The sequence below is a fragment of the Mycoplana ramosa genome, from assembly GCF_041930185.1.
In the GTDB taxonomy this organism is placed as follows: Bacteria; Pseudomonadota; Alphaproteobacteria; order Rhizobiales; family Rhizobiaceae; genus Mycoplana; species Mycoplana ramosa.
The window spans coordinates 1-15908 of the sequence record NZ_JBHEEW010000004.1; the positions used below are offsets into that span (position 1 = coordinate 1).

The window sequence follows — 15908 nt, forward strand, 5'->3', positions numbered from 1 at the left end:
TTTCATCCGGCTGCCCGATCAGAAAGGCGTGATCCGCTACACGACGCTCGAGGATGCCGTTAGCCTCTTCATCGACCGGCTCTTTCCGGGCTACGCGGTGCAGGGCACCGGCACGTTCCGCATCATCCGCGACAGCGATATCGAGGTCGAGGAAGAGGCAGAGGACCTGGTGCGCTTTTTCGAGACCGCTCTGAAGCGCCGCCGCCGTGGTTCGGTCATCCGCATCGAGATTGATTCCGACATGCCTGTGTCGCTGCGGCAGTTCGTCGTGAACGAACTCGGGGTGCCGGAAAACCGGGTGGCGGTCCTGCCCGGGCTGCTTGCGCTCAACACGCTGACGGAAATCGCCAAGGCGCCGCGCGACGACCTGCGGTTCGAGCCCTACAATGCCCGCTTCCCCGAGCGCGTCCGTGAGCACGCCGGCGATTGCTTCGCCGCCATCCGCGAAAAGGACATGGTCGTCCACCACCCCTACGAGTCCTTCGACGTGGTCGTGCAGTTCCTTCTCCAGGCCGCGCGCGATCCCGAGGTCGTGGCGATCAAGCAGACGCTCTACCGCACCTCCAACGACAGCCCGATCGTGCGCGCGCTGATCGACGCGGCGGAAGCCGGAAAGTCGGTGACGGCCCTGGTGGAGCTCAAGGCCCGCTTCGACGAGGAGGCGAACATCCGCTGGGCGCGCGATCTGGAGCGGGCGGGCGTGCAGGTCGTCTTCGGTTTCATCGAATTGAAGACGCACGCGAAGATGTCGCTCGTCGTCCGCCGCGAGGAGGGCAGACTGCGCAGCTACTGCCATCTCGGCACGGGCAACTACCACCCGGTCACCGCAAAGATCTACACCGACCTGTCCTTCTTCACCTGCGACCCCTCGATCGCCCACGACATGGCGAACATCTTCAACTTCATCACCGGCTATGGCCAGCCGGAGTCCGATATGAAGATCGCCGTTTCGCCGCACACGCTGCGCCCGCGCATGCTCCATCACATCGAGCAGGAGATCGTGCACGCCGGGGCCGGGCGGCCGGCGGCCATCTGGATGAAGATGAACTCGCTGGTGGATCCGGAGATCATCGACGCGCTCTACCGTGCCAGCCAGGCGGGGGTGGAGATCGATCTGGTGGTGCGCGGCATCTGCTGCCTGCGTCCCCAGGTGCCGGGCCTGTCGGACAATATCCGTGTCAAGTCGATCGTCGGCCGCTTCCTGGAGCATTCCCGCATCTTCTGTTTCGGCAACGGCCACGGGCTTCCCTCGGAGAAGGCGCTCGTCTATATAGGCTCCGCGGATTTGATGCCGCGCAACCTGGACCGGCGGGTCGAGACGCTGGTTCCCCTTACCAACCGCACTGTGCATGAACAGGTTCTATCGCAGATCATGCTGGGAAATCTGATCGACAACCAGCAGAGCTATGAGATCCTGCCGGACGGGACTTCGCGGCGCATGCAGGTGCCGGAGGGGACCGAGCCGTTCAATGCGCAGCACTATTTCATGACGAACCCGAGCCTTTCCGGCCGGGGCGGCGCCTTGAAGTCGAGCGCTCCGAAAGCGATCGCCGGCTGGAAGAGCCAGCGCAAACGGTAACATGGACTTGCATGGTTGAATCGGAAGCGCAGGGGCGCCTGCCGGGAATTGCCCCGGTATCGGTCGTGGATATCGGGTCGAACTCCATTCGTCTCGTGATCTACGAGGGGATGAACCGCGCGCCGTCGATACTCTTCAACGAGAAGGTCATGTGCGGCCTCGGCAAGGGGCTGGTAAAGACCGGCCGCATGGACGAGGCGAGCGTCGAACGCGCGCTTGCCGCCCTTCACCGTTTCAAGGCCCTGTCCCGCCAAGCCCGCGCCACGCGCATGTATGCGCTCGCGACCGCGGCCGCGCGCGAGGCGGAGAACGGACCGGAATTCATCGAACGGGCCGAGGCTATCCTCGAACACAAGGTGCGGGTGCTGTCCGGCGACGAGGAAGCCTATTTCTCCGCGCTCGGCATCATCAGCGGCTTCCACGATCCCGACGGCATCGTCGCCGACCTTGGCGGCGGATCGCTGGAACTGGTCGATGTCGCCGGAGAGGTGATCGGCAAGGGGATGACGCTGCCGCTTGGCGGCATCCGGCTGTCGGAGGCTGCGGCGGGCTCGGTGGCGCAGGCGCGGATCGTCGCGCGCCGGTTCCTCAAGACCGCCGGGCTGCTCAAGCGCGGCACGGGACGGACCTTCTACGCTGTCGGCGGCACGTGGCGATCGCTCGCCAAGCTGCACATGGAGATCAACAATTATCCCCTGCACATGATGCAGGGCTACGAGATCTCCTTCGACGAGGCGATGGACTTTCTGACCTATGTCGTCACGACCAAGGACACGAAGGACCCCGCTTACGCGGCGATCTCCAAGAGCCGCCGCACGCTTCTGCCCTTCGGTGCGGTGGCCATGCAGGAGGCCGTCGCGCTGATGCGCCCGGCAAAGGTCTCGTTCTCCGCTCAAGGGGTACGCGAAGGCTATCTCTACTCGCTGCTGCCGGAGAACGAGAAAACGCTCGATCCCTTGCTCACCGCGGCCGATCAGCTTGCGATCCTGCGCGCCCGTTCGCCCGAGCACGCCCGCGAGCTTGTCCACTGGACCGGCCGCATGATGCCCCTCTTCGGCATCGAGGAGAGCCAGGAGGAGGGGCGCTATCGCCAGGCCGCCTGCCTGCTTGCCGACATCAGCTGGCGGGCGCATCCGGATTATCGCGGCCTGCAGGCCCTCAACATCATCTCGCACGGCACCTTCACCGGCATCACTCATCCCGGCCGCGCCTATATCGCGCTTGCCAACTACTATCGCTTCGAAGGCCTCAATGACGACGGTGCGTCGGGGCCGCTCGCCGCGATCGCCACCCCGCGGATGCTGATGCTGGCGAAGCTGCTCGGCGGGCTGCTGCGTGTCGCCTACCTATTTTCCGCCTCGATGCCGGGGGTCGTGCGCCACCTCGCCATCCGGCGTTCGGAAACACCGGACCTCGACCTCGAGTTCGTCGTCCCCGCCGAATTCGCCGATTTCGCCGGCGAGCGCCTCGACGGGCGCCTGCAGCAGCTGGCCAAGCTCACCGGCAAGCGGATAGCGTTTCGGTACGAAGGCTGAAATCTTTTTAAAATTAAGACTTTGAGGCAGTTTTAAGGAGCTGGCGAGGATATTGTTAACAGCTCGCACCTAGGTTGCATGCCGACAGAAACCTTCTGTCACAGAACATTCTGAGGGCATGCATTATGGCAAAGATCACATTGGGCGTCCGGGGAAACACGGGCTTCGATTTCACCAAAATCGGCGCGACGAACTTCCTCGACTTCGACTACAACACCCCTCTGAAGACCACCGGTGTCACGGTCTATCAGAACATCAAAACCTACTATAGCGAGATCAAGGGAACCGGCCTCAAATATAAGGTGGTGAACGGTGAAGTCTTCGGCATGACGGCCGGCACCATCACCGGGTTGAAACATGTCGAAGGCGGCAAGACTTGGTTCTCCATCACCGACCTTAAGGTCTCCGCCAAGGCGCTCAGCGATACCATTGACATGCCCCAGGAAAAAGGTGTGACAGAGGCCCTCAAGCTTATCTTTTCAGGCAACGATACGGTCAGGGGTACGAACTATGCCGACAGGATCATCGGTCTTGCCGGCAACGACACGCTGATCGGTGGCGCAGGCGCGGACAGGCTGGACGGCGGCGCGGGCAGCGACACCGCCTCCTATGCCGGCGCGACAAAGGGCGTCGTCGCCAACCTCGCCAAGGCATCCGTCAACACCAACGATGCGAAGGGCGATACCTACGTTTCCATCGAGAACCTGACCGGTTCGAGCTATGGCGACAAGCTTACCGGCAACAACGGTGCCAACAGGATCAACGGTGGCAATGGGAATGACACGCTCAACGGCGGCGCTGGCAATGACACGCTGACCGGCGGCGCCGGGGCCGACGTTTTCGTCTTCGCCAAGGGTTATGGCAAGGACACGATCACGGACTTCCAGAACAATATCGATGACATCGACCTTCGGTCCTATGGTTTTTCGTCGGCCGGATCGGTTCTGAAAAAGGCCGAGCAGGTGGGAACGGACGTCCACGTCAAGCTCAGCAGCACCGACATCATCGTCCTCGACAATTTCAATCGAATGGATCTCGACGCGAGCGATTTCCTGCTCTGAGCGGTCGAAATCAAAGCGGGTGCGCAGCACAAGAGGGGCGGAGCCATCCGAGATCTCCGTCGTGCCGGACTTGATCCGGCATCCAGCGCGCTCAAATCCTTGAGCGCAAATGGCCCTTCCGCACCGCCGACGCTGTGCAACTGGGCCCCGGATCAAGTCCGGGGAGACGGAAGCGGGTACGAGCAATGTAAGGGGCGGCGCCGGCCGCCCCTTTCCGTTTCGGTCCGATCAGTTCGCCTTCAGCAGTTCACCGGCCTCGATCAGCACGAACTCGTTGTCGTCGGCCTTGTCGATGAAGCGGCCGGCGGAGAAGGGCAGGTTGTTGTCGTTGCCGACGACGATGTGCGTCTCGTCCACCCGGTCGACGTTCTCGATCGTCAGGAACGGCATGTCGTAGTAGCCGTCGCCGCCGCCCTGGCGCTTCTTGTTGTCTGGATCGGCGACCTTGAGGAGATCGATGTAGCCGATCTTGCGCACCGCCTTGCCGGCGTTCTCGTCGTTCATCTCGATCTTGTAGATGCGCTTCACCTTCGAGGCGACGGCGAAGCAGTCGGCTTTCGGGTCCTTCGGGTCGGCGCAGGCCTTGTCCACCGTGCCGACGCCGTTGTCGCGCTCGATCACCAGTGCGGTCGTGTCGTCCAGCATGTTGAAATCGCCGATCGCCTCGCCGCCCTCGGCCAGCGCATAGAGCCAGCTGCGGCCGGTCCAGGCCTTGCTGGCGACGTCGAGCTCGATGACGCGCAGAGCCGGACGGCCGTCGGCCTGTTCGACGGATTCGCTGTCGACCCAGAGCGGGCCTTCCAGCAGGCCGTAGAGCTTCGTGCCGTCCTTCGACAGTGCCAGGCCCTCGTAGCCGCCGGAGCGCTTGAGGTTGAAGGCGGGCATCTTCTTGGACGGATCGGCCGGCACGGCAAGCGTGGCATTGTCCGGCGAGGTGACCGGCTTGCCGTCGACTTCGGTGGCGATCACGTCGGTCAGCTTGCCGTCGAGGTCGAATTTCAGGATGTAGGGGCCGAACTCCTCGCCGATCCAGAAACCGTCCGCCACCGGCTGGATCGATTCCACGTCGAAGTCGCCGCCGGTCAGGTAGCGGCTCGCGGAACCTTCCATCACGATCGGGAAGGGCGCCTTCTTGTCCGGATCGGATAGGAACACCGTCTTGACCGGTTCGACCTTGCCGCTGTCCCAGTCAAACTTGACGTTGTGGATCATCAGCATCGCATCGGTCGAGTTCAGCTTGTTGCCGAAGCCGTTGTCCGACAGCGTCCAGAACGTGCCGTCGTCCATGGTCTTGATGCCGGAGAACCCCTGCATCGGCTGGCCGTCGAAGGGAAGCGACAGGCCGGTCGGGCGCACGCCGTCCTTGCCCGCAACGGTGCCAAGCTGCTCGACCCGCTTGCGGTCGGCGGTGGTGAACTTGCCCGAGGTCTTCAGGTAGTTGGCCGCATCGGCCGGTGCGGCGATGATCGTGTTGGCGGGCAGGATGGCATGCGCCTTCAGCTTTGCCGGAAACTCGGTATCGGCGGCAAGCGCGGTGCCGGAGAGGAGAAGGGCGAGGGCTGCGCCAGCCGGGAGCGATTTCATCATGGAAGTCACCTTGTTGTGAAAGGATCGAATACGCTCCCGATAGGCGTCGCACGTGACCGCTGCTTGACGGTTGGCTGAAGCTTTCGTGACGAGGCGCGCTTCCAAAGGCAGGATCGGATGGCCGAACGGGCGGGGAAATATCGGATATGCCGGCCGGCCCTTGTCGTTGCGGCGCGCAAGACCAGGCCGTCTGTTTGCTGTCAGCGAGCCGCCGAGACCGCCCAGCGGTATTGTCCCTCGGTCTGGACTGCGCCGGGCCGCACGGCCCGGATCCTGCGCAGCGCGATGCCCGGATCCTCGCCGCGCTCGACAAGCAGTCGAAGCGCCACCATGCCGGCGCGCCCGTGCCCGCCGTGGCAATGGGCGAGCACGGCGCCGCCGCGATCTAGAATCTCATGGAGTTCTGCGGAATACTGAGGCCACTTTGCTTCCGCCAAGCCGCCCGGACCAGCAAAGTCGCGGATCGGCAGGTGGAACCAGGCTATATCCCGTTCGGCAAGCCGTGCGCCGAGATCGCTGCACCCTCTTGCCTCCATCTCGACCCAGTCGGTCATCGAGATCACGGAATTGGCTTCCCAGTCGGCGATCGCCTGCAGGTCGGAGGCATATTCGCCCGTCCGTCCCGGAATGCGGCTCAGCCCAATACGGCCGCCGTTCGGCAGCCTGACGGTGGCTATCGTGAATTTCTCCGGCGTGGCCATAAAGACATTCTACGCCGTGGCAGCCGTCGCGTCAGCAAGGGTGAGGGAGGAAGGGCGTCAGAGCGCCACCGCCTCGATGCGCTTGTTGACGAAGCGGAGCCCCACCTTGCCGCCGATCAGGTCCAGCGCGACATTGCCGAAAAGGTCGCGGCGCCAGCCGTGCATGGCGGGGACGTCGGCTGCCTCGCCTTCCGCGGCGATCTTTTCCAGGTCGTCGCTGTTGGCGATGATCTTGGACGCGACGCCCTGCTTTTCCGACACGAGCTTCAGCAGCACCTTCAGCATCTCGCTGGCGGCGGCCACGCCTTCCGGCACTTGGCTCTGGCGGGGCAGGCGGGGCAGGTCGGCCTTCGGGATTGACAGCGCCTCCTGGATCACCGCGACAAGGGCAGAACCCGACTGCGAGCGCTCCCAGCCCTTCGGGATCGTGCGCAGCCGCCCCAGCGCCTCGGCATCCGCCGGCTGCTGCTGGGCGATCTCGTAGATGGTGTCGTCCTTGAGAATGCGCGAACGTGGCACGTTGCGGCTGCGCGCCTCGCGTTCACGCCAGGCGGCAACCTTTTGCAGAACAGCCAGTTCAATCGGTTTCTTCACGCGCAACTTCAGCCGCTTCCAGGCATCGTCCGGGTGGATGTCGTAGGTGCCGGGCGCCTCGAGAACGGCCATCTCCTCGGCCAGCCACAGCGAACGGCCCTCCTGCTCCAGCTTGCCCTTCAGGAACTGGTAGACGTCGCGCAGGTGCGTGACGTCGGCGAGCGCGTATTCGAGCTGCTTGTCGGTCAGAGGGCGACGGCTCCAGTCGGTGAAGCGCGACGACTTGTCGATCTGCACGCCTTTGGTCTTCTGCACCAGTTGGTCGTAGGAGACGCTGTCGCCGAATCCGCAGACCATGGCGGCGACCTGCGTGTCGAAGATCGGATGCGGGATCAACTTGCCGAGATTGTAGACGATTTCGAGGTCCTGGCGCGCGGCATGGAACACCTTGACGACGCTCGTATCGGCCATCAGCGCGAAAAACGGCGCAAGGTCGATCCCCTTCGCCATCGGGTCGACGATCGCTTCCGTCTCCGGTCCTGCCAACTGGATCAGGCACAATTCCGGCCAGAAGGTCGTCTCGCGCAGGAACTCGGTGTCGATCGTCAGGTAATCGGACTTGGCAAGCAGCGCGCAGACGTCGGCCAGGGCTGCGGTGGTATCGATGATTTGCATCAGTTTGCTCGGTGGAGGCTTCGTTTGACGGGATGGTTTACCCGCTCCACCATTCCGCCACAATCGAAAACTGCGTAGTCACCGTCAGGTTACCCGCACATAACCGGTCATTTCCGTCTTCTGGTGCTCGATGGCGTGGCAATGGAACACCCGGTCGCCGGCATTGCCGGCGACGAGCGCAAGGTCCGCCGCCGCGTCCGGCTGCAGCGGGATCGTGTCCGTCGTGCATAAGCCGGCTCACCGCGGAAGGTCGCCATGCGGTGGACGACGCGACAGGATCGTGCATGATGCACGAGCCGTCGCCGGCCGGCCGCTGTGAAGATGGCCAGTTCGCAAATGCCTGCTGCCCCGCCCGTCAATGTTGAGGCATGAGATCCAATGATCCCTTCGGAGCGCATTGACCAGTTGATCGCAGAACTCACCGACTGGCGTGGCAAGACATTCGCCAGCGTCCGCAAGGCCATTCTCGAGGCAGACCGGGAAATCGTCGAGGAATGGAAGTGGATGGGAAGCCCGGTGTGGTCGCGTGACGGAATGATAGCCGTGGCTGACGCCCACAAGGGAAAGGTGAAGCTCACCTTCGCCCACGGGGCGAGCCTGCAAGATCCCGACAAGCTCTTCAACGCCGGCCTCGAAGGCAACGCGCGGCGGGCGATCGACTTCTTCGAGGGGGATGCGGTCGACGAGGGCGCGCTCAAAAATCTCGTCCGGGCCGCCATCGAACACAATCAAACGAAGCTGAAAAAGAATGCCCCCGCGGCAGCTCGGGCGAAAGCGCGAAAGAGCGATGAGGCATGAAGCCATCGCTCCTTCAGTTTTCGCGACGTTAAGCCGGAGAGAAGCGGCGTCTAGCGCTCCTCGCCGTTGCGCCCTTCACCGGCGAGCTTGTTGAAGAAGGCGGAGGTGCGCAGCAGGCTGCGGAAGCGTCCGCGCCGCTGCTCCGCCGGAACGCCGGGGCGGGCGGTCATGCGCAGAAGCGTGTAACCCATGAAGATCACCATCACGGCGGCGGTGTAGGTAAACAGCGCATCGGGTCCGAAGATGTCGAGCAGCACCGAGGCGAAGAGCGGGCCGATGATCGCGCCGATCGACCAGAAGAACAGCATGCCGGCTGAGACCAGCGCGTGCTCGCCGTCGCCGGCGTGATCGTTGGCATGGGCCGAGCAGAGCGAGTAGAGCGGCATGGCAAAGGCGCCGAAGACGAAGATGCCGGCCATGTTCAGCCATTCGTCGCCGCCGGCGAAGATCGCGAGATAGAGGGCGGCGAGGGTTGCGCCGAGCGTCGCGATCAGGATGATCACGCGCCGGTCGAACTTGTCCGAATAGAGCCCGAGCGGATACTGCAGCACGACGCCGCCGATGATGCCGGCGCTCATGAAGCTGGCGATCCCCGTCACCGACAGGCCGATCTCCTGGCCGTAGATCGGCCCGAGCGAGCGAAAGGCGGCGTTCGTCAGGCCGACGACGATGCAGCCGATCGTGGCGAGCGGCGAGATGTTCCACAGTTTCTTGACGTCGAAGCGGATCGCCTCGGGCGCAATCGGGCTGGAGCGGTCGGCGAGCGAGATCGGCACCAGCGACAGCGTCAGCGCCATCGAGATGATCGCGAAGAGCTGGAAACCGCCGATGCCGACGCCGGGGATCAGATATTGCGCCGCCGTTACCGAGCCGAGGTCGACGAGGCGGTAGACGGAGAGCGTGCGCGCCCGGTTGGCATTGGTGACGCTCGCATTCAGCCAGCTTTCGACGGTTGCGAACAGGCTGGCGAAACAGAGCCCTGCCAACAGGCGCATGAAGAACCAGAAGGTTGGATCGATGATCAGCAGCATCGCGAGCGCGGAGGCCGAGGCGATCGCCGCCATGGCCGAGAACGTGCGGATGTGGCCGATTGCCCGTAATATGCGGGAAACGTAGATGCAGCCGATCGCAAAGCCGATGTTGTAGCCTGCGCCGACGACGCCGATCATCGAGGTCGAAAAGCCTTCCTGCGAGGCGCGCAACGAGATGAACGTTCCCTGCAGGCCGTTGCCGCCGATCAGGATGCCGGCGGTGACCAGGAGAGGGAGGAGGGGACGGATGTGGCTCATGGTGCCGCCGGGGAAGGGAATCGAAAATCACAGATATGTGAAGGCTATAGGCGGAACGCGGCCGGCGACAGGGCCAGAAACGACACATCCGGGGATTTTTGCGGGAAGTCGTGGCAGCGGCGCGTCACATCGCTGGCATGGCGATGGTCGATTGCCGGCGCTGACGGGTGACTTGCAGCGCCAGTATCTTGCCCGGAATGCGATCGCCTTGCCGCCCCGACCGAACGGTTCGCGATTGCCAGCAGGGGAGCCTGATTTCCCGCTTGACGGCGCATGCTTTTGAGCGCAACGAAAGTGGTGCAGTGCAAGACGCTGCAGTTTTTGAGGACATATAGATGGACCCCGACAGTCGAACATGGGCCGAGTTCTGCCGCCCCAACTGGTAGGGTCATAGCTTGATCCCGCTCCGGGCGGCGAAGGCCCAAGGAGCGAGTTATCATGCTGCAAATTTTCGTCCGCGAAGCAGATCGCGTCGTCCTGCGCGAGAACGACATTTCCATTCCCTTCGAGGCCGCGCCTCCCGCCTTGTGGTATGACCTGGTCCGGCCGTCGTCGGCCGAGTGCCGCCACGTGGAAGAAGCTCTGGGAGTTTCCGTTCCAACGCGCGACGAGATGGAAGAGATCGAGCCCTCCGCCCGTCTGTACCAGGAGAGCGGGGCGGAGATCATGACGCTCACCGCGCTCACCAACGTCGATGGAGACGGACCGGTCAAGACGCCCGTGACCTTCATTCTGAAGGGCAGGACCCTCGTCACTGTCCGATACGCGGACCCGAAGCCGTTCCGGATGTTCGCGCATCGCATCCTGCGGGCGAACGACTCGAGCTGTTCTGCCGGGGAAGATGTCATGCTCGGTCTTGTCGAGTCCATCATCGACCGGATGGCGGACGTGCTCGAGCGCACCGGCAACGAGATCGACGGCATTTCCCGCGAGGTGTTCGCGGGCAAGTCCAAGTCCTCGACGAAAATGACCAGCGATCTGCGATCCCTCATCGAGCAACTCGGCCAGAAGGGCGATTTTCTCGGCGGTGTTCGGGAGAGCCTCGTCAGCATCTCCCGGCTTGTTGCCTATCACGCCGCCGTGGAGCATCCGGCACACAAGCCGACCAAGGAAGTGCGCCAGATGGTGAAGCTGCTGCAACGTGATGCCAGCTCCCTGGGGGATCACGCCGCCTTCCTGTCCGGAAAGGTCAACTTCCTCCTCGATGCGACTTTGGGGCTGATCAACCTCGAGCAGAACCAGATCATCAAGATCTTTACGGTGGCCTCGGTGGTGTTCCTGCCGCCGACGCTGGTGGCCTCGATCTATGGCATGAACTTCGAAGTCATGCCCGAATTGAGATGGGGCGCGGGCTACCCCTGGGCCATCCTGCTCATGGCGCTCTCCGCAGCCCTGCCATTCTACTACTTCAAACGCAAAGGCTGGTTGTGAGGGCAATCACGGCAACCGGCTTTGGCCGAGCGTCTCGACTGGCCGAATGTGCGCGACCGATCTGGAAGGCGCGTGATTCATTGCACCCGGTCGGCAGCGGTGTTTCCAACACTGGCCACCGTCGCCGCTCAGATGTAGTCACGTTTGCGCCGTGATGTTCGCTCCGCGACAGCCGTGCCGCCCGCCCAAGTCTTGACAAATACGGCCGGTCATGCGCTTGTCCGCCCGATTTTGAAGACGTGTGGCTCCGCCTGCCGGAGCCGACCTCGAACGCATTCCAGGATAGAACAATGCACCGTTACCGCAGCCATACCTGCGCCGCCCTCCGCAAGTCCGACGTCGGCCAGACCGCCCGGCTTTCCGGCTGGGTCCACCGCGTCCGCGACCATGGCGGCGTGCTCTTCATCGACCTGCGCGACCACTATGGCATCACCCAGGTCGTCGCCGATCCGGACAGCCCGGCCTTCAAGATCGCCGAAGCCGTTCGCGGCGAGTGGGTGATCCGCATTGACGGCCTCGTCAAGGCGCGAACCGAGGACACGGTCAACAAGCACATGGCGACCGGCGAGATCGAGCTCTACGCCCACGAGATCGAGGTGCTGTCGGCGGCCAAGGAACTGCCGCTGCCGGTGTTCGGCGAGCCGGACTATCCGGAAGACGTGCGCCTGAAGTACCGCTTCCTCGACCTGCGCCGCGAGACGCTGCACAGGAACATCGTCAAGCGCACCCAGATTATCGCCGCCATGCGCCGCGAGATGAACAATATTGGCTTCACCGAGTACTCGACGCCGATCCTGACGGCGTCCTCGCCGGAAGGCGCACGCGACTTCCTGGTGCCGAGCCGCATCCACGAGGGCATGTTCTACGCGCTGCCGCAGGCACCGCAGCAGTACAAGCAGCTCCTGATGGTCGCCGGCTTCGACCGCTACTTCCAGATCGCCCCCTGCTTCCGCGACGAGGACCCGCGCGCCGACCGCCTGCCGGGCGAGTTCTACCAGCTCGACCTCGAGATGAGCTTCGTCGAGCAGGAAGACGTCTGGAACACGATGGAGCCGGTCATCCGCGGCATCTTCGAGGAGTTTGCCGACGGCAAGCCGGTCACGCAGAAATTCCGCCGCATCGCCTATGACGACGCGATCCGCACCTACGGCACCGACAAGCCCGACCTGCGCAACCCGATCGAGATGCAGGCCGTCACCGACCACTTCCGCGATTCCGGCTTCAAGGTCTTCGCCAACATGATCGCCTCGAACCCGAAGGTCGAGGTCTGGGCGATTCCCGCCAAGACCGGCGGTTCGCGCGCCTTCTGCGACCGGATGAACGCCTGGGCGCAGTCGACGGGCCAGCCCGGCCTCGGCTACATCTTCTGGCGCAAGGAGGGCGACAAGCTCGAGGGCGCCGGCCCGCTCGCCAAGAACATCGGCGAGGAGCGCACCGACGCGATCCGCACGCAACTCGGCCTCGATGAAGGCGACGCCTGCTTCTTCGTCGCCGGCGACCCGGCCAAGTTCTACAAGTTTGCCGGCGAGGCCCGCACGAAGGCCGGCGAGGAACTGAACCTCGTCGACCGCGATCGCTTCGAGCTCTGCTGGATCGTCGACTTCCCGTTCTACGAATGGAACGAGGACGAAAAGCGCGTCGACTTCGCCCACAACCCGTTCTCGATGCCGCAGGGCGGCCTTGAGGCGCTGGAAAAGCAGGATCCGCTGACGATCAAGGCTTACCAGTACGACATGGTCTGCAACGGCTTCGAGATCGCCTCGGGCTCGATCCGGAACCAGTCGCCGGAACTGATGGTCAAGGCCTTCGAGAAGGTCGGCCTGAGCCAGGCCGACGTGGAAGAGCGCTTCGGTGGCCTCTATCGCGCCTTCCAGTACGGCGCACCGCCGCATGGCGGCATGGCCGCCGGCATCGACCGCGTCGTCATGCTGCTCGTCGGCGCCAAGAACCTGCGCGAGATCTCGCTGTTCCCGATGAACCAGCAGGCGCAGGACCTCCTGATGGGCGCCCCGAGCCCGGCAACGCCGGCCCAGCTGCGCGAGCTGGCGCTGCGCGTCATGCCTACGCCGAAGAAGGACTGAAAGACCTTGCAGCGGGGCCGCTCCGATATCCGGGGCGGGTCCGCTGCGGCGCGTGTCGGAACCGTTTCCTTGTCCGTCCGTTCTACGACGGTGAAACAAGGAGATCGAACATGCGCAATCTTTTCATGGCATTGACCGTGGGGACCCTGAGCCTGTCGGCGTCGGCCTATGCCCAGAGCACCACCGTCGTGGTTCCGGGCGAGGTCCGGACCTATGTGCTGGAACAACAGGCGCCGTCCGTCGTCTACGAGGGGGACGTGGTCTTTGGCGAACCGATCCCCGACACCGTGGAACTCCACAGCATCCAGGGCCACGGCGACTATGCCTATGTCGTCCTCAATGACCGGCGCGTCCTCGTCAACCCGCAGACCCGAGCGGTCATCCAGGTTCTAGAATAATCGACTGGCCCGGCGTGCAATGCGCCGGGCCTCTGCCATTCCATGTCGTTCTCATCGAAGCTCAAAATTGCACACCGCGTGTTGTTGCTGGGCGTGCTCGCCGTGATCGGCATCACGCTCATCGCCGGCATTCTTCTGGTGCAGCGGCAGGTCGAAGCCGTCAACCGCGAGATCGGCTACCGGATCGCCGCCCGCGAGGCCGAGCTCGGCGGCCTGTCGGCAGATTTCCTCGCTGCCCGCCTCACCGAGAAGGATTTCCTGCTTGGTCGAGACCTGTCGGCGAAGTCGGTTTTCGACCAGGCCGGTGCGGCGGCGATGTCCAGGCTCGACCGTCTCAAGGCGGAGGCTGGCGCAGATCTCGCGGCGGAACTGCAGGAGGTTGGCGCCCGCTTCGAGGCCTACGGCGAGGCCTTCGACAACCTTGTCAGGATCAACGAGGAACTCGGGCTGCAACCGTCGCAGGGGCTGGAGGGGGCGATGCGCTCGGCCGTCCACAGCATCGAGGAGCAGTTGCAGGGCGTCGACGACGCCAGCATCATCGCCAGCATGCTGATGCTGCGGCGGCACGAGAAGGATTTCATTCTGCGCCGCGATCCGCAATACATCGACAGCCACGCTGCGGAGACGGAGACCTTCATCGGCCTGGTGCGCAAGGTCTACCGCCCCGGCGCCCAGCGCCAGCGGGTGATGGAGACGTTCGACGTCTATCGCAACGCCTTTCGCCTCTACGCGGAGACCAGCCTGCGGGAGGCGGCGGCGCGCGAGGCGATCGCCGCAGCACATGCGGAAATCCAGCCGGCAAGGGATCGGGCGTCTGCGCTTTTCGCTCGCGAGTGGTCGGAGCACGTCGCCGCAAACGAGGCGTCGGCCCGCCGAACGATCATGGTGGTTGCCGCTTTGGTCGGCCTCTGCATCGCGGCCCTGTTGGTCGCCGTCTGGTTGGTCGGTCGCTCGATCGTGCGGCCGATCGCATCGATCACGGCCTCCATGCGGACGCTCGCCGGCGGCCGGACCGAGATCGTCGTGCCAGGGCTCGACCGCCGCGACGAGATCGGCGCCATGGCCGCAGCGCTCGAGGTGTTCCGCCAGGCTGCGATCGACAACCGTCGGCTTGAGGAGCAGGCAGAGGCCGAGCGTCGCAGGGCGGAAACCGAGCGCGTCGTAATCCAGGCGACTGCGGAGGCCGAGGCACACGAACGGCTGATGCAGGCGACGCAAGGCCTGGCCACGGGGCTGCGCAGCCTCGCCCGGGGCGATCTCGATTTCCAGCTGACCGAACCATTCTCGCCGGAATTCGAGGGGCTGCGAAGCGACCTGAATCAGGCGTTGCGCCAACTCGGCGGCGCTCTTCTGGAGATTGCCACCGTCAGTCGAACGATCGATGGCGGCAGCCGCGAAATCAGGACCAGCGCCGACACGCTTTCGGCGCGAACCGAGCGGCAGGCCGCTTCGCTGGAGGAAACCGCGGCCGCCCTCGAAGAGATCACCGCCAACGTGACCAACGCCGCCGGACGGGCGCAGGAGGCACGCGACGTCGCCTCGCGCGCCAACGCCAATGCGGCGCGCACCGCCGAACTGGTCGGCGACACCGTCGGCGCGATGGAGCGCATCGAACAGTCGTCGCGGCGCATCTCCAGCATCATCGGCGTCATCGACGACATCGCCTTCCAGACGAACCTGCTGGCGCTCAATGCCGGCGTCGAGGCGGCGCGCGCAGGCGAGGCCGGCCGCGGCTTTGCCGTCGTCGCGCACGAGGTCCGCGAGCTGGCGCAGCGCTCCGCCGGCGCGGCAAAGGAAATCAAGGACCTGATCCGCAATTCGACCACCGAGGTCGAGGACGGCGTCGCCATCGTCCGCGACACCGGAAACGCGCTGGAGGCGATCGGCCAGGAGGTGAAGGCGATCCACGGCCTGATGGAAGCGATCGCTATCTCCGCGCGCGAGCAGTCGGTCGGCATCTCCGCGGTGAACGCTGCCGTCAACGAGATGGATCAGGAAACGCAGCAGAATGCCGCGATGGTCGAGGAAAACACGGCAGCGAGTGCCTTGCTTGCCGAGCAGGCCGGAAGGCTCCGCAGTCTCGTGGCGCAGTTCAGGCTACCTCCCGACGCTGCGGCCACGCCCTATGTCGCTACCGGCGCAAACCATGCCGCGCCAGTTCTCAAATTTGCTGCTGGGCGCGAGCGTCGCTGAACGGGCGCGAAGGAGTCCTTTTGCGCTCAGGGACTTGAGCGGGCTG

At 64.2% G+C, this 15908-nt stretch carries 13 protein-coding genes; 8 read left to right on the plus strand and 5 right to left on the minus strand.

The annotated features are described in order from the left end of the window. From JNC62_RS06080 to JNC62_RS06090, 3 genes are all read left to right on the plus strand, one after another. A partial coding sequence (locus JNC62_RS06080; RefSeq protein ID WP_374836953.1) for an RNA degradosome polyphosphate kinase occupies window positions 1-1579 on the plus strand: 1579 nt, incomplete at its 5' end. A gap of 11 nt (window positions 1580-1590) precedes the next feature. Next, complete coding sequence (gene ppx, locus JNC62_RS06085) at window positions 1591-3114, plus strand: exopolyphosphatase (RefSeq protein ID WP_374836956.1); 1524 nt, start codon at window positions 1591-1593, stop codon at window positions 3112-3114. A gap of 125 nt (window positions 3115-3239) precedes the next feature. Beyond that, complete coding sequence (locus JNC62_RS06090) at window positions 3240-4175, plus strand: calcium-binding protein (RefSeq protein WP_374836958.1); 936 nt, start codon at window positions 3240-3242, stop codon at window positions 4173-4175. A gap of 228 nt (window positions 4176-4403) precedes the next feature. Here JNC62_RS06090 and JNC62_RS06095 read toward each other — a convergent pair whose 3' ends face one another. From JNC62_RS06095 to JNC62_RS06110, 4 genes are all read right to left on the minus strand, one after another. Continuing rightward, window positions 4404-5762, minus strand: coding sequence for an esterase-like activity of phytase family protein (locus JNC62_RS06095; RefSeq protein WP_374836959.1), 1359 nt, complete (start codon window positions 5760-5762; stop codon window positions 4404-4406). Window positions 5763-5962: 200 nt separating this feature from the next. Continuing rightward, complete coding sequence (locus JNC62_RS06100) at window positions 5963-6463, minus strand: phosphatase domain-containing putative toxin (RefSeq protein ID WP_374836961.1); 501 nt, start codon at window positions 6461-6463, stop codon at window positions 5963-5965. A 57-nt stretch (window positions 6464-6520) separates the two neighbouring features. Beyond that, window positions 6521-7666 (minus strand): ribonuclease D, encoded by a 1146-nt coding sequence (gene rnd / locus JNC62_RS06105; RefSeq protein ID WP_374837433.1) that lies wholly within the window; start codon window positions 7664-7666, stop codon window positions 6521-6523. A 90-nt stretch (window positions 7667-7756) separates the two neighbouring features. Further along, window positions 7757-7885, minus strand: a complete 129-nt coding sequence (locus JNC62_RS06110) for a multicopper oxidase domain-containing protein (RefSeq protein WP_374837435.1) — start codon at window positions 7883-7885, stop codon at window positions 7757-7759. A gap of 165 nt (window positions 7886-8050) precedes the next feature. Between JNC62_RS06110 and JNC62_RS06115 the strand changes: the two genes are divergently transcribed. Then, window positions 8051-8470, plus strand: a complete 420-nt coding sequence (locus JNC62_RS06115; protein ID WP_374836963.1) for a DUF1801 domain-containing protein — start codon at window positions 8051-8053, stop codon at window positions 8468-8470. 50 nt (window positions 8471-8520) lie between these two features. Here JNC62_RS06115 and JNC62_RS06120 read toward each other — a convergent pair whose 3' ends face one another. Then, window positions 8521-9759: an MFS transporter gene (locus JNC62_RS06120; protein ID WP_374836964.1), complete on the minus strand. Its 1239-nt coding sequence runs from the start codon at window positions 9757-9759 to the stop codon at window positions 8521-8523. A 438-nt stretch (window positions 9760-10197) separates the two neighbouring features. On the opposite strand from JNC62_RS06120, the gene JNC62_RS06125 reads away from it, so the two are divergent. The 4 genes from JNC62_RS06125 to JNC62_RS06140 all read left to right on the plus strand — a co-directional run bounded on the left by JNC62_RS06125 (window position 10198) and on the right by JNC62_RS06140 (window position 15862). Then, window positions 10198-11190, plus strand: a complete 993-nt coding sequence (locus JNC62_RS06125) for a magnesium transporter CorA family protein (protein WP_374836966.1) — start codon at window positions 10198-10200, stop codon at window positions 11188-11190. Between the two features lie 290 nt (window positions 11191-11480). Further along, window positions 11481-13271 (plus strand): aspartate--tRNA ligase, encoded by a 1791-nt coding sequence (aspS, locus tag JNC62_RS06130; RefSeq protein ID WP_374836968.1) that lies wholly within the window; start codon window positions 11481-11483, stop codon window positions 13269-13271. 110 nt (window positions 13272-13381) lie between these two features. Then, on the plus strand, window positions 13382-13669 hold the full coding sequence (locus JNC62_RS06135; RefSeq protein WP_374836969.1) for a DUF1236 domain-containing protein: 288 nt from the start codon (window positions 13382-13384) through the stop codon (window positions 13667-13669). A gap of 42 nt (window positions 13670-13711) precedes the next feature. Next, entirely contained in the window at window positions 13712-15862 is a 2151-nt protein-coding gene (locus tag JNC62_RS06140) for a methyl-accepting chemotaxis protein (protein ID WP_374836971.1), read from the plus strand. Window positions 15863-15908 lie beyond the last annotated feature (46 nt).

Bases quoted from the DNA above. Each gene is read 5' to 3' on its own strand.
- ppx (WP_374836956.1), top strand. From the start codon at position 1,591: ATGGTTGAATCGGAAGCGCAGGGGCGCCTGCCGGGAATTGCCCCGGTA.
- JNC62_RS06090 (WP_374836958.1), top strand. From the start codon at position 3,240: ATGGCAAAGATCACATTGGGCGTCCGGGGAAACACGGGCTTCGATTTC.
- JNC62_RS06095 (WP_374836959.1), bottom strand. From the start codon at position 5,762: ATGATGAAATCGCTCCCGGCTGGCGCAGCCCTCGCCCTTCTCCTCTCC.
- JNC62_RS06100 (WP_374836961.1), bottom strand. From the start codon at position 6,463: ATGGCCACGCCGGAGAAATTCACGATAGCCACCGTCAGGCTGCCGAAC.
- JNC62_RS06115 (WP_374836963.1), top strand. From the start codon at position 8,051: ATGATCCCTTCGGAGCGCATTGACCAGTTGATCGCAGAACTCACCGAC.
- JNC62_RS06120 (WP_374836964.1), bottom strand. From the start codon at position 9,759: ATGAGCCACATCCGTCCCCTCCTCCCTCTCCTGGTCACCGCCGGCATC.
- JNC62_RS06125 (WP_374836966.1), top strand. From the start codon at position 10,198: ATGCTGCAAATTTTCGTCCGCGAAGCAGATCGCGTCGTCCTGCGCGAG.
- aspS (WP_374836968.1), top strand. From the start codon at position 11,481: ATGCACCGTTACCGCAGCCATACCTGCGCCGCCCTCCGCAAGTCCGAC.
- JNC62_RS06135 (WP_374836969.1), top strand. From the start codon at position 13,382: ATGCGCAATCTTTTCATGGCATTGACCGTGGGGACCCTGAGCCTGTCG.
- JNC62_RS06140 (WP_374836971.1), top strand. From the start codon at position 13,712: ATGTCGTTCTCATCGAAGCTCAAAATTGCACACCGCGTGTTGTTGCTG.